We start from the raw sequence: 21,019 nt of genomic DNA, 5'->3' as shown, positions 1-21,019 counted from the left end.
CGCGAACCCCTTGCAACCCGCGCGCGCCAGTGCCAACGGAACGCATGACGATAATCAGGGCGCATCGGTGACAGTCTCCAAGGAAGTCGTACGGCTGCGCCTCTATGCGCTGTGCCTGGCGGGGGACATGGCCGGGCTGTTCTGCGCCTTCCTGGCCGCCAACTGGTTCGTGCTGGGCGCGCTTTGGGGCGAGCCTGGGAAACCCCATGGCCTCGTCATGTTCGCGATGATCGCGCCGCTCTACGCGCTGCTGGCGGTGCAGGGCGGCGCCTATGGCATCAACACGCTGGACCGGGTGCGGCGGGGGATCGTGCGGGCGCTCTGGGCGTTGGCGCAGGCGGCGCTGCTGATGCTGCTGATCGTCTATCTGGGCAAGATCGCCGAGCAATTGTCGCGCCTGACCTTCATCACTGGATTAGGGCTGAGCGCCGTTGCGGTGACTCTTGTCCGGCTCGCGCTCGTGCGACTGGCGGTGCGGGTGCTGGGCGACGTGCCGCATCTGACCGCAGTCATCCTGGATGGCGTGGCGATCGAAACGGGACCGCATATGGACGTGATCGACGCCGATGCCGCCAACCTCCATCCCGAACGGCATGATGCCGACATGGCGGCGCGGCTGGCGGCGGCGGTCGGCATGGCGGAACGGGTGATCGTCGCCTGTCCACTCGATCGCATGACAGACTGGTCGGCGGCGCTCAAATCGCTGTCGGCGCGCGGAGAGATCGTCGTGCCCGAACTGCTGCGTTTCGCCCCCGCGCGGATCGATGAACTGGACGGCCAGCCGACGATCATCGTGGCGGGCGGTCCGCTGCACTTCCGCGATCGCCTCATCAAGCGGCTGTTCGACCTGATCGTCGCTACGGTCGCGACCATCCTGCTGTCGCCCATCCTGATCGGCGCGGCGCTGGCGGTGCGGTTGACCAGTCCCGGCCCGGCGCTGTTCCGTCAACCGCGTATCGGCAAGGACGCCCGGCCTTTCGCCATCTACAAATTTCGTTCGATGCGGACCGAGGCGAGCGACCACAAGGCTGCAACCCTGACCCGGCGCGACGACGTCCGGGTGACGAAGGTCGGCACCTTCCTGCGCAAGACCAGCATCGACGAATTGCCGCAGCTGTTCAACGTGTTGAAGGGCGACATGAGCATCGTCGGCCCGCGCCCCCACGCCGCCGCCGCCAAGGCAGGCGACAGCCTCTATTGGGAGGTGGATGCGCGCTATTGGGAACGGCATTGCATCAAGCCGGGCATGACCGGGCTGGCGCAGGTGCGTGGCCATCGCGGCTCTACCGATCATCATCAGGATCTCATCGATCGACTTCAGTCGGACCTGGAATATGTCAGCGACTGGTCGGTTTGGCGCGACCTACGGATCATATTCGCGACGTTGGGCGTACTGGTCCATCACAAGGCCTATTGAGCGGTGGCGACGAACCTGATCCTTGGCACCGTCCTACTGCTTTGCCTGATCGCGGTGGCGTGGCCGTTCCTGTTCTACCCGCTGCTCCTGCGCGCGCTGCCGACCGTGCCGGAAGCGCCGGTCGATGGCCCGCCTCCCACCGCCTCCCTGCTGTTCTGCGCCTATAATGAGGCGGGGGCGATGCCGGAGAAACTCGCCAATCTGGCGATGCTCAAACAGCGTCATCCGGCGCTTGAAATCCTCGCCTTCGATGATGGTTCGTCCGACGGCACCGGCGACCTGATTGCTGCGCAAGGCGATCTGGTGACGTTGCTGCGCGGGCCGGGGCGCAGCGGCAAGGCGTATGGCATGAAGCAACTGGCCGCCCGCGCGCGGGGCGAGGTACTGATCTTCACCGACGCCAATGTTCTGCTGGACGGCGAAGCGGTGGAGCGCCTGCTCGCCCGCTATGCCGACAGCGAAGTCGGCGGCGTGCTGGGGTCGCTATATTATATCGGCGCGGAAGACAGCGCGACCGCCTCGGTCGGCTCGCTCTACTGGCGGATCGAGGAGCGGTTGAAGGACGAGGAATCGCGCACCGGCAATGTGCTGGGCGCGGATGGCTCCATCTTCTCGATCCGGCGTAGCCTCTATCCCGATTTCCCCGACAGCGTGCTGGATGACCTGACCGTGTCGATGGCGGTGGTGTTCGCGGGCAAGCGCCTGGTCAAGGCGAAGGATGTGATCGCCCGCGAACGCCTAGTGACCGCACGCAAAGACGAATATCGGCGCAAGGTGCGGATCGCCGCGCGCGCCTGGCATACCCACGCCCATCTGCGCCCGCAGTTGCAGCGGATGGCGGCGGTCGACCGCTTCAAATATGCGTCGCGCAAGATCGTGCGCTGGTTCGGTGGGCTGTTCATCCTGGTCGGCGCGGTTGCGGCCGGCGCGCTGGCGATGCGGATGTCGCCGTCGCTGTATCTGGCGGGGGCGCTGTGTGTCGCGCTGCTGCTGTGGATCGGCGTGCGGGCGAAGAGCGGTCCCTTCGCCGCGCTGGTCGATGTGCTGATCGCCTATGCCGCGACCCTGCAAGGCGTGGCCAAGGCGATGACGGGGCGCACCGTCACCGTCTGGAACCCCGCCCAGTCTCGTTAAGCGGCGCGACGCTAGAGCGGTCGATCCGATTGCATCGGATCGACCGCTCTAGATTATTGGTTTTACGCGATTTCCGAGTCATCAGATGATTCCATCTGATTAGAAATCGCTCTAGCTCAACTCCGTTCATCCTGAGTAGCCATTGAGCGAAGTCGAAATGGCGTATCGAAGGATCGCGCTCAGCGTCTGATGCTTCGATACGGGTCTTCGACTTCGCTCAGACCCTACTCAGCACGAACGGATCTAGATCAGAGCGGCACAGAGCGCCGCGCTATTGCCCCTTCACATAGACCCGCTTGCCGCCGATCCAGGTTTCCAGCACCTGGGTCTGGCGGATGTCTGCGGGGCGCGCCGCCGAAATGTCGCGGTCGATCAGCAGGAAGTCGGCGCGCTGGCCGGGGACCAGGCTGCCGAATTTCTTGTCGGCGAAACCGGCATAGGCGGCCTGGCGCGTGAAACCGTCCAGCGCGGCGTCGAAGCCGATGCGCTGATCGGGTATCCAGCCGCCCGCCGGTTCGCTCTTGCCATCCTCGCGGCTCATGGCCACGGCGATGCCGGCGAAAGGGTTGGGGCTTTCCACCGGCACGTCGGAGCCGAAGGCGAGTGGCACCTTGTTGTCCAGCATGGCTTTCCACGCATAGGCACCGTTCAGCCGGGCTTCGCCCAGCCGCGCCGTCGCCATGCGCCAGTCCGACGCTTCATGGACCGGCTGCATCGACGCGATCGCGCCTAGCTGCCCGAAGCGCGGCAGGTCGCTGGGCGTCACGATCTGCGCATGTTCGACGCGCCAACGCCGGTCGCCCTTATAGGTGTCGTTCAGTTCCTCGATCGCGTTCAGTACTTCATGATTGGCCGCGTCGCCGATGGCATGGACGGCGACCTGGAAATTATCCATCGCCGCGCGGCTCATGAAATTGCGCAACTGCGTGTCGGGGATCATCGGCAGACCGCGCTGGCCCGGCGCATCGGCGTAATCGGCGCGCAGCCATGCCCCGCGCGATCCCAGCGCGCCGTCGAGCAGCAGCTTCACGCCGCCCATGCGGAGATGATCGTCATAGAGCCAGGGCGTCGGTTCCGGCCCGGCGATCAGCACCATATTGTCGATGCCATAGGCGTAGGACATGATCCGCACGCGCAGCGCGCCGCGATCGGCGGAGCGGCGAAACGCCTGCCAGTCGTCGATGCTGGTGCCCATGTCGGCAATGCCGGTGATGCCCACGGCCAGCAGCGCGCGCTGCGCCTTTTCCAGCGCGATGTCGCGGTCCTTGGGCGCGGGCGGCGGGGTGATTTTCTGGATCAGGTCCATCGCCTTGTCGACAAAGACGCCGGCCGGTTTGCCGCCCGCCATCTCGATCCGGCCGCCCATCGGCGCCTTGGTCGCGGGCGTAATGCCCGCCGCGCGGATCGCCGCGCTGTTGGCCCAGCCGGCATGGCCGTCGATCCGTTCCAGCCAGACCGGAATATCGCCGACCGCCGCGTCCAGTTCGGCGGCGGTGGGAAAACGGCCCAGGCCCCATTGTTCCTGGTTCCAGCCAGTGCCGATGATCCATTTGCGGCCCACATTGGCCTGCGCATAAGCACGAATCTTCGCCTGCGCTTCCGCCAGCGACCGCGTGTCCGACAGGTCGAGGGTGATGAGCGACAGGCCATAGCCCATCACATGCCCATGCGCATCGATCAGGCCGGGGATCAGCGTCTTGCCGCCGCCATCCAGCTTGAAACTGGGCGCTTTGGGGCGTTCGGGCCAGGGTTGGCCTTTTTTCGGCTTCTTGGGCTTATATTCCGGTTCCTGATAGCGGCCGGGCAGCAGCTTTTCGACCTTGCCGTCATCGTCGATCAGCAGCGCGCCAAAGCGCACCACCTTTCCGCTGGGGTCGAGCGCGATGCCGTTGACGTTATCGACCACGCCGCTGGCATAAGCGGGGAGGGGAAGAGCGAGAGCGGCGATGGCCGCAAGATATATCGCCTTCATGCGCGGGTAATCCGGCGCACCAGCGCGCTGGTGTCCTGACGGTTGCCGCCCAACGCCTGCACGTCGGCGTAGAATTGATCGACCATCGCCGTCACCGGAAGGGTCGCGCCGTTCGCGCGCGCCTCCTCCAACGCCAGGCCCAGATCCTTGCGCATCCAGTCAACCGCAAAGCCGAAGTCGAAACTGTCTTGCGCCATCGTCTTCCACCGATTGTCCATCTGCCAGCTTTGCGCCGCACCGCCCGAAATCGCCTCGAACACCATGTCCAGGTCGAGTTCGGCCGCCTGGGCGAAGCGCAGCGCTTCCGACAGGCCCTGCAACACGCCGCCGATGCAGATTTGGTTCACCATCTTGGTGGTCTGGCCCGCGCCTGCGCCGCCGACATGCACGATGCGCGCGGCATAGGCCTGCATCACCAGCTTCGCCGCCGCCACCGCCGGCTCGCTGCCGCCGCACATGATGGACAGCTTGCCGTTTTCGGCCCCCGCCTGACCACCCGACACCGGCGCATCGACGCTGTGGATGCCGCGACTCTCGCCCTCGACGAACAACTGCCGCGCGATCCGTGCCGACACGGTGGTATGGTCGATGAACAGGCTGCCTTCCTTCATCGAGCGGAAAGCGCCGTCGCGCCCCAGCGTGATTTGTGACAGATCATCGTCATTGCCGACGCAACTGATGACGATGTCCGCGTCCTCCGCGGCCTTGGCCGGGCTGATGGCGACAGCGCCGCCATAGGCTTCCGCCCAGCTCTTCGCCTTGCCGATGGAGCGATTGTAAACGGTGAGGCTGTGCCCCGCCTTGGCCAGGTGCCCTGCAACAGGGCCGCCCATGACGCCCAGGCCGATAAACGCGATATTAGCCATATGCCTCGTACAATTTATGCGTGCGCCCTGCCATAGGGCCAGTTTTGCGACAGTGCCAGTTTCTTAACCCGCAATTTTCGTTTAGGGGCCAGCCCATGAACACGCTCGCCAAGATCGAAAGCGCCCTGCCGCTGCCCGTCACCGTCGATGACATACTTGCCGCTCGCACCCGGATTGCCGGTTCGATCGTCAAGACGCCGACGCTGATCAGCCAGACGCTGTCGAATATGCTGGGCTGCAACGTCTATCTGAAGTTCGAAAACCTCCAGTTCACCGCCGCCTATAAGGAGCGCGGCGCCCTCAATCGCCTGATCCAGCTGGATGATGCGGCCAAGGCGAAGGGCGTGATCGCGGCGTCCGCGGGCAATCATGCCCAGGGCCTGGCCTATCATGGCAAGCGGCTGGGCGTGCCCGTCACCATCGTCATGCCCACGACCACGCCCACGGTGAAGGTGACCCAGACCAAGGGCCATGGCGCGACCGTGGTGCAATATGGCGAGAAATTCGACGACGCCTACGCCCATGCGCGGTTGCTGGAGGTGGAGCAGGGGCTGACTTTCGTCCACCCCTTTGACGAACCCGACATCATGGCTGGGCAGGGCACGGTCGCACTGGAAATGCTGGAGGATGCGCCACAGATCGACACGCTGATCATCCCGATCGGCGGCGGCGGCCTGTTTTCGGGCATGGCGACCGCGGCGCGGGCAATGAAGCCGGACATCCAGCTTTATGGCGTGCAGGCGGAGCTGTATCCGTCGATGTACGACTTCATCAAGGGCGCGGACTTGGCCTGTGATGGCGATACGCTGGCGGAGGGCATTGCCGTCAAGCAGCCCGGCGAACTGACCCGCCGCTTCGTGGAGCGGCTGGCCGACGATGTGCTGCTGGTGACCGAGCGGCGGCTCGAAGAGGCGCTCAGCCTGTTATTGCAGATCGAAAAGACCGTGGTGGAGGGCGCGGGCGCCGCAGGCCTCGCTGCGCTGCTGACCTATCGCGAGAAATTTGCGGGGCGCAATGTCGGGCTGGTGCTGACCGGCGGCAATATCGACACGCGCCTGCTCGCCAATGTGCTGCTGCGCGACCTGGCCCGGTCTGGTCGTTTGGCGCGCTTGCGGATCATCCTGCAAGACCGTCCCGGCGCGCTGTTCCATGTCGCCCGCATCTTCGATCAGGAAGCGGTCAACATCCTCGAACTGGCGCATCAGCGCATCTTCACCAACCTGCCGGCCAAGGGGCTGAGCCTGGACGTTGAGTGCGAAACGCGCGATCGCGCGCACCTGCAACGCCTGATCGCGGCGCTGGGCGAGGCCGGTTATGAGGTCGCGCCGATCGAGGTGGCGTGACGGCGGGAAGAGGCCGCAATTTTTCGTGGTAAACGCCCTTTTCAGAGCGGCAAGGTGGCGGCATAGTCAAAAACATGACTGACGTCCGCCGCCGCCATGAAAGGAAGCCTGGAGCGTGACTGCCGCCTTCCGTTTCCCTCGTTTCTTCGTCACCAATCCCAGCCCTTGCCCTTATCTGCCGGGCAAGAGCGAGCGGAAGGTGTTCACCGAGCTGAACGGGGACAATGCGACGGAGCTGAACGACGCGCTGGGCCGAATCGGCTTTCGCCGCAGCCAGAATGTCGCTTACCGGCCAAGCTGCGCGGATTGCTCCGCTTGCGTATCGGTGCGCGTCTGCGCCCATGAATTTCAGCCCAATGCGACTCAGCGCAAGCTGATCCGTCGTAACAGCGACCTACAGGTCACCGCCTGCAAGCCCTGGTCCACCGAGGAGCAGTTCGCGCTGCTCCAGCGCTATCTGGTCGATCGTCATCCCGGCGGCGGCATGACCGAGATGGACGAGATGGACTTCTCCGACATGGTTGAGCAGACGCCGGTCGACAGCTATATCATCGAATATCGCGAACCGAGCGTCGATGGCCGCCCCGGCAAGCTGATCGGTGCCTGCCTGACCGACCGACAGGGTGACGGCCTGTCGATGATCTACAGCTTCTTCGACACGCAGCTGGAGCATCGGCCGGGCCTGGGCAATTATATCATTCTGGATCACATCACGCGCGCGGCAAGCGCCGGGCTGCCCTATGTCTATCTCGGCTATTGGGTCGATGGGTCGCAGCGGATGCAATATAAGATCCGCTATCGCCCGCTGGAAAAACTCAGCCGAAGCGGCTGGGTGCGTTTTGACCCGCATGAGCAGGCGCAGGCCATTCGTGGCGCGCAGCAGCGTGACGAGCCGCCGCTGCCTGTCGAACTGGTGGGCATGTTCCGCAAATAAGCGGTAAGATCGGCTGAAATTCGATAAAGTCGATAATGGTTGGGATATCGCCCGGCTTTAGCGAATTTGTTTAATCTTCTGCGCTAAATTGTTGCGATGCGCGGGAAGAGCACCATCGCATCGGGGTCGGCTTGTGGACCGTTTCGCTGATCGCCGGTTTCATGACGCCTGGTTGATACCTGGCGACGACAGGCTCGCGCACGGATCATTCCTGCAGCGCAATGACCTTTTGTTTTCGCCGGTTTTCGATCGGGTTTCGCCGCCGCTGCTGCGCTGGGTGGCCGATCATCGCGGGCGGTTGATGGCGGTCGAGCGGGAGAGCAGCCGCTTTCTTCCCCGATTCGCGGCGGACCCGACCGGCCTTGGCTGGCGCGCGTTGCTGGCGGCAAAAGACCGGCGTACCCTGCTGGACGCGGCCCGCGCCAGCGAACGGCCCCAGCCACTGACCCTGCCATTACGCTGTACGGATGGGCAGGATCGCTGGTGCATGATCCGCATGATGCGGGTGCCGCTGCCCGGACGGCAGGCGCAATGGTATGGCACGGTCGAGGATGTGCATGAACGGCATGATCGCGATTCGCGTGCGCTGGCCGCAGCGCTGGCCGAAAGTCGCGAACATTATCGGTCCTCGGTCGAACTCAGCCCGCAGGTGCCATGGACGGCCGGGCCGGATGGCGACATTCAGGAAGTGGGGCCGCGCTGGTTCGATCTGACGGGGATGGCGCCGCATCGCGCGCTGGGCACCGGCTGGCTGGGTGCGTTGCACCCCGACGACATGGAACGAGTGGTGGCGATCTGGCGCGGTCATTTGGCCAGTGGCGCGCCGGTCGATGTCGATTATCGCATCCGCCTGCGCTGCGGGGACTATCGCTGGATGCGCGCACGCGCATCGGCGCGCCGCGATGCCCGAGGATCGGTGCTACGCTGGTACGGGACGTTGGAAGACGTCCATGCCGAACGCATGGCGCAAAATGCGTTGAGCGACAGCGAGGAACGATTCCGCCTAGCCGTGCAGTCAGCGCGTCTTGGCATATGGGATTTTGATTGCGTCACCGGCATTCGCACCTGGTCTGATGAATTTCGCAGCATGCTGGGGCTGGATGAAGATCACCCCGCAACCACCGACATCGCGCTGAGACTGGTCCACCCGGACGATCGCGAACGGCTGCGGGTGATGCTGGACGCCGTCGCGGCCGGCGCGGTTCCGCCGCATTTCGAATCGACGTTGCGCGTCCACCGCGCCGATAATGGCGCGCTCCGCTGGTTTCGCAGCACGGGTTGGACGACGCGATCGGCCGCCGGGCGGGCGTTGCGCATCGTCGTCACCTTCCGGGATATAACCGAAGAGCATGACGCCGAAGAGCGTATCCGCTGGGCCGCCACCCATGATCCGATGACCCGTCTGCCCAACCGGGCGCTGTGGCAGGCGACGCTGGAGGAAATGGCGGCGCGAGCGCAGGTTGATGGCAAGAATTTTGGTCTGCTGCTGTTCGATATCGATGACCTCAAGCGCACCAACGACTCGATGGGGCATGATGCGGGCGACGCATTATTGTGCGCCTTTGCCGAGCGATTGGCGTCGGTTGCGCCGCCCGATGCCGTGCTGGGCCGGTTGGGCGGCGATGAATTTGGCCTCGCTGCGGCGTCATTGAGCGATAGCGCGGCGTTGGAGCGGTTCAGCGCTGCCTTGATCGACAATATGCGCATGCCCCATGTCCACCAGGGGCGTTCGCTCGATTGCGGCGTCAGCATTGGCGGGGCGGTGCTCGGCGAACATGCCGAGCGGGCCGACGATCTGCTCAAGGCGGCCGACCTGGCGCTTTATGCGTCGAAGGGGGCAGGGCGCGGGCGGCTGACGCTCTTCCAGTCGAGCCTGCGATCCGAGGCGCAGCAGCGCGGCTCGATGATCCGCATGGCGCGACAGGTGGTCGCCGATCGCCTTGCCACACCCTATTATCAGCCGCGTATCGATATGCGCAGCGGGCATGTGCTCGGCTATGAGGCGTTGCTGCGCTGGCATCATCCACGCATGGGCGTGCAACTGCCTGGCACCATCGCCGCGGCCTTCGACCATGCCGAGATTGCGGTGGCCCTGACCGGGCAGATGCTCGACGCCGTGCTGGGCGACGTCCAGCGCTGGCTACAGGCCGGGTTCGATCCGGGGCGGGTCGCGATCAACGCATCGGCGGCCGATTTCGCCAGCGGCGATTTCGCCAATCGGGTGCTGGGCCTGTTGGACCAGTCCGCCATCCCCACCGCCCATTTCGAGATCGAAGTGACCGAAAGCGTGTTTCTGGGCCGTGGTGCAGGACAGGTCGCCCATGCCTTGCGGCAATTCGCGGACGCGGGCGTCAGGGTGGCGCTCGATGATTTCGGCACCGGCTTCGCCTCACTCACCCATTTGAAGCAATATCCGGTCGATGTGCTGAAGATCGATCGTAGCTTCGTCAGCAATATCGAACAGGATGCAGGCGATGCGGCGATTGTCGACGCCATCGTCAAACTGGGCGGCAGTTTCGGCATGGAGGTGGTCGCCGAAGGGGTCGAAACAGCGTCCCAAGTCGATTTTCTGCTCAACCAGGGCTGCGTCGTGGGGCAAGGTTTCCATCTTGGCCGGCCGCAACCGGTCGATATGTTCAGCCCCCCGCAGTTCGGCGGACATAAGTAGGGGCCGGGCCTGCGCGGCCCGGCCCCGGTCCGGCGTCGTGACTCGCCGGACGAACGCTTATTTGCAGCGGCAGCTGCGCACGGCCCTGCGGCGTACCGGCTGGCGCACCCGTTCGGTGACATAGCTGGTCGTCGTGGTCGTCGTCGTGACGGCAGGGTTGATCGTCACGGTGGTTACTACCGGCGCGGGATAATAATATCCGCCCGCAATATAGCCGCCGCCCTGCTGCACTATTGGACCCTGACCCGTCGACCAATGGGGCGCGCCGGCATAGGTCGGCGCATCATAATCTACGCCAGCGCCGCGCACTTCGCCCTCGAACCGACCATCATAGGAGCCGCTCACCTGCCGCCCGTCGTCAGTGGTCCAGGTGCCGGTCCAGCGGCCTTCATAGTCATTCTGGCCATAGTCATTCCGAACAGTGACGCTGTCGTCGGAATAGCCATAGCCATCGTCGTAGCCCACGCCCGGACGACGCGGCGGGGGCGGCGCGTTGCGGCGCGGCCCGTCTTCCGCCTTGTCGATCGCCAGGCCCGCGACGGCGCCAACGCCGGCGCCGATCAGCGTGCCTGCGGTGCGGTTGCCGCGTCCCGCGATGCGGTTACCCGCTACGCCGCCCACGACCGCGCCGATCGCAGCGCCGCCCACGCCATTGTCGCGGCGCGGTTCGTCATAATAGCCGTCATCATCGGGACCATAGCCGCCTTCGTAGCGACCCCAGTCGACACCGCTGCGATGGTCGTAGACACGGCCATAACGGTCGGTCATCACCGCATCGTCATAATAGCGCGACCAGCCATAGCCATAGGCCGGCGCAGGCAGGCCATAGGCACCGTAATTGCCGATATAATAGCTGGGGCTGACCCAATAACGCGGCAGGACATAGCCATAGGCGGGACGCTGATAGCCGCCCCAGCCGCCCGGCGCGCGCCAACCGGCAGACCAGCGGCCGTTATGACGCTGTCCCCAGCGATGGCCGCCCTTATTCCAGTTGCCGTTCCAGCCCCCGCCAGGACGCGGCATGTGCATGCCGGGACGGGGTCCGGTGTGCGGCATCGACCCGCCGGGGCGTGGCGCGTTCGCGCCGCCCGCGATCGCCGGCGTCGCTACGCCGGCCAGCGCAATGCTCGCCCCCAGAAGCCATAGGGTTGGAGTCCGCATGGTTAACACTCCCTGTTTTGCACGGCGCGCCAACCGGATGCGCAGCCTAAAATACTAACACGCGGTTTAGCATGCTGATCCGCCGCTATCCATGATCCAGGCCATCAAATCCTGTCCCGAAACGGGGCGGAAAGGGGCGCTGCTGCGCGGTGCCGTCAAGAAACAGGGTTAACCGATCAGGAAATGCGCGCCGCGATCCGCGCTGCCAGCGCCTCCAGCCCCTTGGCATCATCCGAGTCGAAGCGTGCGGGCAGCGGGCTGTCGAGATCGATCACGCCGATCAGCCGCCCATCATGCAGGACCGGAACCACGATTTCGGACGCGCTGGCCGCGTCGCAGGCGATGTGGCCGGGAAAGGCGTGGACATCCTCCACCAGCTGGGTTTCGCGGGTCGCCGCCGCCGCCCCGCATACGCCGCGGCCGACCGGGATGCGGATACAGGCGGGCTTGCCCTGGAAGGGGCCAAGGACCAGTTCATCCTCCACCATGCGGTAGAAGCCCGCCCAGTTGAGATCAGGCAGGAATTGCCAGAGCAGGGCCGACAGGTTGGCCATGTTGGCGATCGGGTCCGGCTCCGACGCGGTCAGCGCATCGGCGGCGGAAAGCAGGTCGGCATAGAGGGTGGGCTTGTCGGCGGCGCTGGCGGAAAAATCATACATGGTGCCGATATAGGCGTGCCGTTCGGTCGCGACCAGTCTGGATCAGGCCGCTCCGATGGCGCTGGACAAAAAGTGTTTGCACAACTGCGGGCCGGCGCGGCCATGGGCATGGCGCACCTGCACGATCAAGCCGGCGAGCAGCGATATCGGCGCGATCGGATTATAGGCCATGACCAGCAGGGGCGAAGCAAAAGCGAACCATGTCGCGATCCGCTCCCATCGCGCTAATTCCGCCCAACGGCCGTATAACAATATCGCAAAGCCCAGGCTGGCGACCGTTAGATCATAGTTGAAAATATAGGGCATCATGATGGCGGTCGCCGATGCGCTGATGAAGGCCAGTTGTTTGGGATGGGCGTTTCGCGCCTGCCACGCCAGCCCCATGGCAGCAGCCGCAAAGGCGCATTGCACACCGGTCGCCAGCATGATCGGGAACCCGCGAAGGGCGACATAAGCTGATGGCATCATGAAGAAATAGAATTTTTCGCCGCTTGCATTCATGATGCGCGCTTGCAGGGCGGATGTTTCGACCAGCCATTGACGCCACAGGTCGAATCCGAAGGCAAGCCCGCTCAGCACGGCTAGCGCACCGGCGACAGCAAGCGCGATCAGAATGGCTGGGAGAGTTCGCCGGTGGAGCAGGGTCAACGCGATAAACAGGCCAAGATGTGGTTTAACCGTGAGCAGGCCGGCGATGATCCCCGCCTTGCGCGGCGCGGGATCGATATGCCGGAAGAAGAGCAGCCATAAGCCGCCGATGATGAAGCCATAATGTCCCCACCATAGGTTGATGATGGCTGCGGGCGTAGCAATGGCGGCCGCCAGGGGAAGCTGCGCAGGCATGTAGCTACGCGCGGCCCAGAGGAAAAAGCCAGCGCCCGCCAAGGTCCATAGGATCAATGCCGGGAGATAGGGCAACGCGCCGAACGGGATGGCAAGGAACAGGCTTTGCGGCGGATAGGAGTAATTATAGGAATCGAGCGGACCGAATATCGCCGTCTGCCAGGACATATAGGCGGCATAGTCGTAGAGGCGGTCCAGCTGGCCGGTCAGGGCCAGTCGGCCGCCGCTCCAGACGTTGAGGAAATCCCGCCCAATGACGAGCCGCGATTCCGTCAGCCTGACCCCGTCCAGTTGCAGGATGTCGGACCCGATGATCACCACGCCCAGAAGGGTGGCGCTAAGCCATAACGCCCAATTCAGCGGTCTACGAAGGGATGAAGCTGGCGAATGCGTGGGCATGTCATCCTCTAAATCGGGCCTTTGACGGCAATGCGACTGATAAGGGACAAATATGGTTAATTGGTAAAGGCTTGACGATGCGCGCGCTTCGATAGTCTCAAGGAATTCGTCTGGCAGGCTGTGACGGGCCTATCAGTCCAGCTGAACCTTCCCACGGCCCTGCTTGATCGTGCCGCGCGCTTTCTTGGCGTCGGTGCGCCGCGCCTTGGCGGCCTTGCCCGGCTTGGTAGCGATGCGGCGGGCGTCGCGGACTAGCGCCTTGGCGATCATTTCGTTCAGCCGATCGCGCGCGTCCTGCCGGTTCGCCTCCTGCGTGCGAAAGCGGGACGCCTGGATGACGATCTCGTTGCCGGAGGTCAGGCGTGATCCGGCCAGTTCCTTCAGCTTGCGATAGGCGTAGGGGGGCAGGGCCAGCTTGAACAGGTCCACGCGCAACTGAACGCTCGTCGCCACCTTGTTGACATTCTGCCCGCCCGGCCCGCCGCCGGTGATGAAGCGCTCCTCCAGCGCGTCGCCGGGAATCTCAAAGTCCGGCATCGTCCAGCAAATCCTGGCCGAAGCCCGCTGCAGCGAAGGTCGCGGGCAGGGCGGCCGTGGCTTCCGCCGCAGGCTTGTCCCCGCGCGGCATGCTCAGGAAACGGCTGTGCAGCAGCATGGCGGTGTTTTGGGCGCCCTCTCCGTTGCCATAGACCGGATCGCCGACAATGCCGAAGCCAAGGCCGTGAAGCGCATGGACGCGGATCTGGTGGGTGCGCCCGGTCTGGGGGGAGAAGGCGATCAGCGATCGGCCATCCTGTTCCGCCACCTTGCGCCAATGAGTGATGGCGTTCTTCCCCGCCTTGGCCGGGATCATGCGCCAGCCCTCTTCAGCGGTGCTGACCTTCGAAAGCGCCAGTTCGATCGTGCCTTCATCCTCCGTGGGCACCCCTTCGATCACGGCGACATAGCGTTTGACCACCGTCCCCGCCTCAAATGCGGCGGCGAAGCGCTTGTGCGCCTTGGGATTGCGGGCCAGCAGCAGGCAGCCGCTGGTGTCTCGATCCAGCCGGTGAACCGGCAGCGGCCAGCGCTGGAAACCGAATGTCAGCGAGGCGAGATGATTTTCGAGCGCCATGGAGCCGTCACGCGGCGCATCCACCGGCAGGCCCGCGGGCTTGTCGAGGATGAGGGCTTCGCCATCGATGAACAGCACATGGTCGGTAAGCAGGGCCAAGGAAGAGAATCCGATCGGAACAAGAAGGGTAGGGGAATTGACGCGCGCGCGGCTTCCTATAGGCGGTGGAGGCGATGGAATACAGGGGGCATGATCGGCGTCAGGCGCAATTTCGGCTGGACTGGGTCGATGTCGCACGCGGATTGGGCATGTTGGCGGTGGTGGTCGGCCATGTCTGGACCCGCGGGCCGCTTCGCGACGCCCTGTATAGTTTCCATATGCCGCTCTTCTTCCTGCTGTCGGGGATGCTGTCGCGGCCCCATGATGTCGGCGCGTTCACGCGGCGGCAACTGGTCGGCCAGATGCGGCCCTATGTCCTCTTCCTGGCGTTGCTGATCCTGATCGACCAGATCATCGAGCCGCTGAAAGGCGGTCGGCCCATCTTTCACCAATGGCCGCAGGATCTTGCGCCGATCCTGCTGGGCGGCTTCTGGTTGCGCGGGCCTTATACCATCTTCTGGTTCGTGCCCTGCCTGATGATGGCGCGCATCCTGTTCAACGTCGCGCTCCGCCGCTGGCCCGATGTGCTGGACCGGCGCTGGGCCTTTCTCCTGCCTCCCGTTCTGGTTCTGGCCTACGCGCTGGGCTGGTGGACGCAGGCGTCGCCGCTGGGGCTGCTGAGCGTGCCGATGGCGTTCGTCCTGCTGTGGGTGGGGGCGGTCTGGCTGCGGGTGCGGTGGCGGGGCTGGATGGTCGCGCCGCTGGGGGCATTGGCCTTGGTCGGGCTGGCGGGCGTGGCGCCGACGCTTAACATGAAGGTCGCCGACTATGGCTGGCCGCTGCTTTCAATCGCCTCGGCCATCGCCACCGCGCTGCTGCTGTTCCGTCTCTCGGCCCTGGTCGTGCCCTTTGCCGGACCAGTCGCGGCGGTTGGGCGGGCGTCGCTGGTCATTATGTACTGCCATGTCGCCGTCATCCACTATCTCGCCCCCTATATGGGCAAGCTATGGCTGTTGCTGGCAGCGCTGCTGATCCCGTTCGCGATAGACCGGCTGATCCGTCTGTCGCCGACCGTCAGCCGCTGGCTGAATTAGCCGTCCTGAATCAAAGACATGCGATCGTCGGCACCCGCGCGGGCAACGATGGCGTAGGCGGCCTGGGCAATGAGTTGCGCCTGGGTCAGCGATGCCTTGTCCTCCGTCGATGCCTGCGCGGTGGCGACCGGATCGGCGACGGCGGCCGCTTGGGGGGAGGCGTAATAGCCCGCGTCGCTCAGCCGATCGGTCAGGGTCGCGTCGGGGGTGGGGGCGGCTGTCGCGGCGGTCACCTGGCGCGGGCCGGAGGATGGCGCGCTGTAGGTCAGGGGTTCAGATGCGGTCGGGGTCGCAACAACGGGCTGCGGCGTGGGCGTCGATGCGACGGGTTCGACCGGAGCCGGCGTTGGGGTTGGGGTTGGAACAGGTGTCGGAGTGGTGCTCGTCGCAGGCGGAATGACCGTCTGGACGACGGTGTCCAGCGTCTTCTTGATCTGTCCCCACGCCGAGCTTGCGCCCGTCGCATTGATGATGCCGACCATTAAATAATCTCCCGTCCCCTCCGTTCTTATCCGTCATGGGGCCTGCCATGCCGTCAACGAAAAGGGTTGGCACGGCGTTAAGCGTCAATGCTGACGCCGCCGCTTGCCGTGCTGCGCACGACGTAGACGGCGCAACCGTCGATTTCGTCGGAATTTTTCGTCGCGAAGCGCTGGACAGGAGGGCGCATCGCCCGCTAGCGGGCGGCCCCTATGTCAGTCATTGCCACAATCATGAACACGGCCACGGGCCAGCCCATCCAGAAAATGAAGTTTGAGCGTATGCCCAAGCCATGGGTGTCGCTGAATCTTGAAAATGGCGAATTGGTCACGGCGGACCGCGTCGTCGTCGGCAAGCCCGCGCCGGGCAAGTTCATCACGCCCGTTGAGGTCTGGGTGACGCCCAAGACGCCGGGATAGGCGGGCCGCCCGATCTCACGAAAAGGGGCTGGCGCATAGTCCCGATGCGCCAGCCCCTTACGGTGTAATTCAAGCCTTGATGCGACCCAAGGGCTCTTGCTACGCCGCCTCTACAGACGGCGTGAAAGGCGATCAGCCGTGCAGTTTGATCGCGGTTTCCGCGATGCGGCGGCCCTGGTAGCGGGCACCGTCCAGTTCCTCTTCGCTGGGCTGGCGGCTGCCGTCGCCATCGGCCAGCGTGGTCGCGCCATAGGGCGATCCGCCGCGTACCTTGTCCACGCCGCTTTGACCGGCAAATCCATAGTCCAGGCCCACGATGGTCATGCCGAAATGCAGCAGGTTGGTGATGATCGAAAAGAGCGTCACTTCCTGCCCACCATGCTGGCTGGCGGTCGAGGTGAAGGCACCGCCGACCTTGCCGTTCAATGCGCCGCGCGCCCACAGGCCACCGGCCTGGTCAAGGAACGCCGCCATCTGGCTGGACATGCGGCCAAAGCGCGTGCCGGTGCCCACGATGATCGCGTCGTAATCGGCCAGTTCGGCGACGGTCGCGATCGGCGCGTCCTGGTCCAGCTTGAAATGGGCGTTCTTGGCGACTTCGAGCGGCGCGGTTTCGGGCACGCGGCGGATGTCGACCTGCGCCCCGGCGGCGGTGGCGCCTTCGGCCATGGCCTTCGCCATCGTCTCGATATGACCGTAGGAGGAATAATAGAGAACCAATACCTTAGCCATGATGTATCTCCTTGAAAGGGTGGGGAAAAGGGTGGCCGCCTGCATGAGGGGGATGCAGGCGACCCGGCCCGTCCGAGGGGGAGCGGACGGGCCGAAGGGGTCAGATGCTGTCCACAAGGACGATTTCGGCGTCCTCGATCGCGGTGATGGTGATCGGCGCGCCGCCCAGGATTGCCGCGCCGTCGCGGGCTTCGAAGGGCTGGCCGTCAATCTCGATCCGGCCCGTTGCGGGAACCAGATAAAGGTGGCGGCCCTCCGCGGCATCATAGGTCACGCTGTCGCCGGCCCGGACCGTGCCGCCCAGCAAGCGGGCATCGGCGCGGATGCGCAGCGCTTCCTTGTCATCGTCATAGCCGCTGGCCAAAACCACCAGCTTGCCGGAGCGATCGTCCTTCGGGAAAGGCTTCGCCCCCCAACTGGGCTGCCCGCCGCGGGTGCGGGGGATGACCCAGATCTGGAACAGGGTGGTGGTTTCATCCTCCAGATTATATTCGGCGTGGCGGATGCCGGTACCCGCCGACATGACCTGCACGTCGCCAGCTTCGGTGCGACCCTGGTTGCCGAGGCTGTCCTTATGCGTGATCGCGCCGGTGCGGACATAGGTGATGATTTCCATGTCGGCATGCGGATGCGGCGGGAAACCGGAGCGGGGGCCGATTTCGTCATCGTTCCACACCCTGATCGCGCCCCAGTGCATGCGGTCTTCGGCATGATAATCGGCGAAGGAAAAATGATGGCGCGCGTTCAGCCAGCCATGGTCGGCATGGCCGAGCGACGCGAACGGGCGGCGCTCTATGCGGCTCGTTGTGGTGGTGCTCATCTGCATGTGCCTTTCGTTGCGGAGGCGGAGGCTTCCGCTTGCTTTCCGACAATCTAGCTATCAGGATCGTTTCTTAAACCGGCAGCTTTGAAACGGATTGTTTCCCGATGCGACTACCTGATTTCGAGGCATGGGCCATGTTCGCCGCCGTGGTCGAACATCGCAGCTTCACCGATGCGGCCAAGGCGCTCAGCGTATCGAAGGCGACCGTGTCCAAGGCGGTGACGCGGCTGGAGGAGCATCTGGACACCAGCCTGTTCAACCGCACCAGCCGTCGCCTGGCGTTGACCGAGAGCGGCAAGCGGCTGGCCGACCATGCGCATCGGATTCTGGCGGAGGGGCAGGCGGCGGAGGAAGCCGCGCGCGATGAAACCGCGGAACTGTCCGGCGTGGTGCGGCTGGGCGCGCCGATGACCTTCGGCCTGCTCCGCGTCGCGCCGCTGGTGGCGCAATTCACCAAGGAACATCCCTTGGTCGATGTCGACCTGCATCTGTCCGATGCGCAGATCGACATCGTCGACATGGGGCTGGACGCGACCATCCGCATCGCCGACATGCCCGACAGTTCGCTGCGCGCGCGTCGGTTGGCGGACGTGACAATGCATGTCATTGCCTCGCCCGCCTATCTGGACGAACGGGGGCGGCCGCAACATCCCACCGACCTGGGCAGCCACGACTGCCTCTGCTACTCCAACGTCGCGGCGCCCGATGTGTGGCGCTTTTCCGGGCCGGGACAGCAAAATGTGGTGGTGCAGGTGCGCAGCCGCATCACCGTGAACAGCGGGGAGGCGATGCTGCCTGCGCTGCGCATGGGCGTGGGCATCGCGCGGCTGCCGGACTTCATCATCGGCGACGCGCTGGCGAAGGGCGAGGTGGAGGAAATATTGGTCGATTGGCGGCCGGCGCCCTTCGGCCTGCATCTCGTTACGCCGCCGTCGCGCCTGCGCCCGGCACGGGTCGAGGCGCTGCTGGACTATCTGACGAAGCATCACGGCTGTTAACCCGACGCGCAAGGCCCGGCCGAAAATTTCCCGTCATGGATTCATGGCGATGGGCGTTTGGACGCATATATGCGTCGTTTCGCAGGTGAATCCATATTGACTCCGGGCGCACCGTTTCGGCCTCAACCCTTTGTAAAGAGATTCGTTTTGGCGCGACTCGCGGATTCCTGCCGGTTAGCGAAAAATTAACCTTTGTCCTTCAGAAGTTTTTTGGTTAATGATTTGGAGCAGAAGCCGTTCTGGTGGGTGAACGGGACTGCGATCCATCGGCGGGATTGGCCGAAAGGTGACAACAAGGGGCTTCACATGCGCGTGCTGCTGATCGAGGACGAACCGACCACCGCCAAGGCGATCGAGCTTATGCTCACGACCGAAGGCTTCAATGTCTACACGACCGACCTGGGCGAAGAGGGCCTCGATCTGGGCAAGCTGTATGATTACGATATCATCTGCCTGGACCTGAACCTGCCCGATATGCATGGCTATGACGTGCTGAAAAAGTTGCGGGCGGCTAAGGTGCAGACCCCGGTGCTGATCCTGTCGGGCATTGCGGAGATGGACAGCAAGGTCCGTTCCTTCGGCTTCGGCGCCGACGATTATGTGACCAAGCCCTTCCATCGCGAAGAGCTGATCGCCCGCATCCATGCCGTTGTGCGCCGGTCAAAGGGGCATAGCCAGTCGGTCATCCGCACCGGCAAGCTGGCCGTCAACCTGGACGCCAAGACGGTGGAAGTGGACGGCAACCGCGTTCACCTGACGGGCAAGGAATATGCGATGCTGGAGCTGCTCTCGCTCCGCAAGGGCACGACGCTGACCAAGGAAATGTTCCTGAACCACCTGTATGGCGGCATGGACGAACCTGAACTCAAGATCATCGACGTGTTCATCTGCAAGCTGCGCAAGAAGCTGGCGCTGGCGTGCAGCGGCGACAATTATATCGAAACGGTGTGGGGCCGCGGCTATGTGCTGCGCGATCCTGATGAGATTGTCGAGGAGCAGGCCAAGGTCGCCTGATCCGATAAAGGTTAACGGGGGTGGAAAGGCCGGGGTTCGAAAGGACGCCGGCCTTTTCCGTGCCCGGCGCTGCTTGCAGGGCGATGTTCTCTTTTTGATCGCATTTTTATCGTTGCACCGTGGATCATCCTGCCGCTTGCGGTTAAGGCGGGGTCATGGATGACCTGTTTGCCGATCGATCCTTGAGTGAACAGACGCTGGGCCGGGCCGACATAGCGCCGCTGGCGAAAAAGGGCTTGCCGCATCACCTGATCGATTGCGACCTGGACGAGGCCGATCTATCGGGGCTGGACCTGTCGCGCTGGATCTTCGAACGCTGCCAGGTGCGCCGCACCGATTTCACCGGCGCGAAACTGGACGGGACGCGCTGGCAATCCTGTCGCGGCGGCTTCGTGCAATTGACCGGCGCGGACCTGCGCGAGGCGGAATTTCTTGCCTGCGATCTCAACAATGGCGTGCTGCGGCGGGCGAAGCTGTTCGGCGCCAAGTTAGAACGGTGCAAGCTGACCGGCGCGGACCTGTCCGAAGCGAGCGCGCTGGACGTGCAATTTGCCGAGACATTGCTGGTCAACGCGCGTCTGCCGGGCTTTTCCTTTCGCAAGCAGGTGCTGACCGCGGTCGATTTCAGCCAGGCGGATCTCGCCAAATGCGATTTTCGCGGCACGTTGTTCGATGGATGCAGCCTGCGCGACGCGGCGCTGGACGGGTGCCGCTTCGACGGCGCGGATTTGCGCGGCGCGGATATCGGCGGACTGCGACTGATCAATGCCGGGCTGTTTCGCGGCGCGACGATTTCGCGGGAGCAAGCGGGCCAACTGCTGGGCGAATTGGGCTTGAACGTGCGCTGAATCAGCAAAGTTGAACGGGCCAGCGGCCTTAAAGGCTGCCGGCCCGTTCGTCAGGCGGTGGG

The 21,019-nt window shown here is 64.3% G+C and carries 20 protein-coding genes; 10 read left to right on the top strand and 10 right to left on the bottom strand.

Annotation, left to right across the window (positions count from 1 at the left end):
• Positions 1–67 precede the first annotated feature (67 nt).
• Positions 68–1,417 (top strand): sugar transferase, encoded by a 1,350-nt coding sequence (locus tag HHL08_RS12260; RefSeq protein WP_169573452.1) that lies wholly within the window; start codon positions 68–70, stop codon positions 1,415–1,417.
• A 3-nt stretch (positions 1,418–1,420) separates the two neighbouring features.
• Positions 1,421–2,551 (top strand): glycosyltransferase, encoded by a 1,131-nt coding sequence (locus HHL08_RS12255; protein ID WP_169573451.1) that lies wholly within the window; start codon positions 1,421–1,423, stop codon positions 2,549–2,551.
• A 271-nt stretch (positions 2,552–2,822) separates the two neighbouring features.
• Here HHL08_RS12255 and HHL08_RS12250 read toward each other — a convergent pair whose 3' ends face one another.
• Complete coding sequence (locus HHL08_RS12250; protein WP_169573450.1) at positions 2,823–4,523, bottom strand: amidohydrolase; 1,701 nt, start codon at positions 4,521–4,523, stop codon at positions 2,823–2,825.
• Complete coding sequence (locus tag HHL08_RS12245; protein ID WP_169573449.1) at positions 4,520–5,389, bottom strand: NAD(P)-dependent oxidoreductase; 870 nt, start codon at positions 5,387–5,389, stop codon at positions 4,520–4,522. The genes HHL08_RS12250 and HHL08_RS12245 overlap by 4 nt, the downstream gene beginning before the upstream one ends.
• Before the next feature lie 95 nt (positions 5,390–5,484).
• On the opposite strand from HHL08_RS12245, the gene HHL08_RS12240 reads away from it, so the two are divergent.
• The 3 genes from HHL08_RS12240 (at position 5,485) to HHL08_RS12230 (ending at position 10,334) form a co-directional block, all read left to right on the top strand.
• A complete protein-coding gene (locus HHL08_RS12240) occupies positions 5,485–6,732 on the top strand; it encodes a threonine ammonia-lyase (RefSeq protein ID WP_169573448.1) in 1,248 nt (415 codons plus the stop codon).
• Between the two features lie 115 nt (positions 6,733–6,847).
• Complete coding sequence (locus HHL08_RS12235) at positions 6,848–7,666, top strand: arginyltransferase (RefSeq protein ID WP_169573447.1); 819 nt, start codon at positions 6,848–6,850, stop codon at positions 7,664–7,666.
• A 133-nt stretch (positions 7,667–7,799) separates the two neighbouring features.
• Positions 7,800–10,334 carry a sensor domain-containing protein gene (locus tag HHL08_RS12230; RefSeq protein ID WP_169573446.1) on the top strand — a complete coding sequence of 845 codons (2,535 nt, stop codon included), beginning with the start codon at positions 7,800–7,802 and terminating at the stop codon, positions 10,332–10,334.
• 57 nt (positions 10,335–10,391) lie between these two features.
• Here HHL08_RS12230 and HHL08_RS12225 read toward each other — a convergent pair whose 3' ends face one another.
• From HHL08_RS12225 to HHL08_RS12205, 5 genes are all read right to left on the bottom strand, one after another.
• Positions 10,392–11,495 (bottom strand): RcnB family protein, encoded by a 1,104-nt coding sequence (locus HHL08_RS12225; RefSeq protein ID WP_169573445.1) that lies wholly within the window; start codon positions 11,493–11,495, stop codon positions 10,392–10,394.
• 176 nt (positions 11,496–11,671) lie between these two features.
• Complete coding sequence (locus HHL08_RS12220; RefSeq protein ID WP_169573444.1) at positions 11,672–12,154, bottom strand: GAF domain-containing protein; 483 nt, start codon at positions 12,152–12,154, stop codon at positions 11,672–11,674.
• 42 nt (positions 12,155–12,196) lie between these two features.
• Positions 12,197–13,396, bottom strand: coding sequence for a glycosyltransferase family 87 protein (locus HHL08_RS12215; RefSeq protein ID WP_169573443.1), 1,200 nt, complete (start codon positions 13,394–13,396; stop codon positions 12,197–12,199).
• Positions 13,397–13,528: 132 nt separating this feature from the next.
• Complete coding sequence (gene arfB, locus HHL08_RS12210) at positions 13,529–13,933, bottom strand: alternative ribosome rescue aminoacyl-tRNA hydrolase ArfB (protein ID WP_169573442.1); 405 nt, start codon at positions 13,931–13,933, stop codon at positions 13,529–13,531.
• Complete coding sequence (locus HHL08_RS12205; protein WP_169573441.1) at positions 13,920–14,609, bottom strand: RluA family pseudouridine synthase; 690 nt, start codon at positions 14,607–14,609, stop codon at positions 13,920–13,922. Before HHL08_RS12205 ends, arfB begins: the two co-directional genes overlap by 14 nt.
• 74 nt (positions 14,610–14,683) lie before the next feature.
• On the opposite strand from HHL08_RS12205, the gene HHL08_RS12200 reads away from it, so the two are divergent.
• Complete coding sequence (locus HHL08_RS12200) at positions 14,684–15,643, top strand: acyltransferase family protein (protein WP_169573481.1); 960 nt, start codon at positions 14,684–14,686, stop codon at positions 15,641–15,643.
• On the opposite strand, the gene HHL08_RS12195 is transcribed toward HHL08_RS12200, so the two are convergent.
• A complete protein-coding gene (locus HHL08_RS12195; RefSeq protein WP_169573440.1) occupies positions 15,640–16,125 on the bottom strand; it encodes a hypothetical protein in 486 nt (161 codons plus the stop codon). The two genes, HHL08_RS12200 and HHL08_RS12195, sit on opposite strands and share 4 nt — an antisense overlap.
• A gap of 210 nt (positions 16,126–16,335) precedes the next feature.
• On the opposite strand from HHL08_RS12195, the gene HHL08_RS12190 reads away from it, so the two are divergent.
• Complete coding sequence (locus HHL08_RS12190; RefSeq protein ID WP_200928275.1) at positions 16,336–16,542, top strand: hypothetical protein; 207 nt, start codon at positions 16,336–16,338, stop codon at positions 16,540–16,542.
• Positions 16,543–16,674: 132 nt separating this feature from the next.
• On the opposite strand, the gene wrbA is transcribed toward HHL08_RS12190, so the two are convergent.
• Positions 16,675–17,274: an NAD(P)H:quinone oxidoreductase gene (wrbA, locus tag HHL08_RS12185; protein WP_169573439.1), complete on the bottom strand. Its 600-nt coding sequence runs from the start codon at positions 17,272–17,274 to the stop codon at positions 16,675–16,677.
• 100 nt (positions 17,275–17,374) lie between these two features.
• Complete coding sequence (locus HHL08_RS12180; protein WP_169573438.1) at positions 17,375–18,094, bottom strand: pirin family protein; 720 nt, start codon at positions 18,092–18,094, stop codon at positions 17,375–17,377.
• Positions 18,095–18,201: 107 nt separating this feature from the next.
• Between HHL08_RS12180 and HHL08_RS12175 the strand changes: the two genes are divergently transcribed.
• The 3 genes from HHL08_RS12175 (at position 18,202) to HHL08_RS12165 (ending at position 20,957) form a co-directional block, all read left to right on the top strand.
• Positions 18,202–19,095, top strand: coding sequence for a LysR family transcriptional regulator (locus tag HHL08_RS12175; protein ID WP_169573437.1), 894 nt, complete (start codon positions 18,202–18,204; stop codon positions 19,093–19,095).
• A 306-nt stretch (positions 19,096–19,401) separates the two neighbouring features.
• Positions 19,402–20,109, top strand: coding sequence for a response regulator transcription factor CtrA (ctrA, locus tag HHL08_RS12170; RefSeq protein WP_169573436.1), 708 nt, complete (start codon positions 19,402–19,404; stop codon positions 20,107–20,109).
• Between the two features lie 155 nt (positions 20,110–20,264).
• Positions 20,265–20,957 (top strand): pentapeptide repeat-containing protein, encoded by a 693-nt coding sequence (locus HHL08_RS12165; protein WP_169573435.1) that lies wholly within the window; start codon positions 20,265–20,267, stop codon positions 20,955–20,957.
• Positions 20,958–21,019 lie beyond the last annotated feature (62 nt).

It is taken from the genome of Sphingobium psychrophilum, from assembly GCF_012927105.1.
Lineage (GTDB): Bacteria > Pseudomonadota > Alphaproteobacteria > Sphingomonadales > Sphingomonadaceae > Sphingobium > Sphingobium psychrophilum.
Note: the sequence above shows the minus strand (reverse complement) of the source record. Positions and strands in the feature narration are given on the sequence as shown.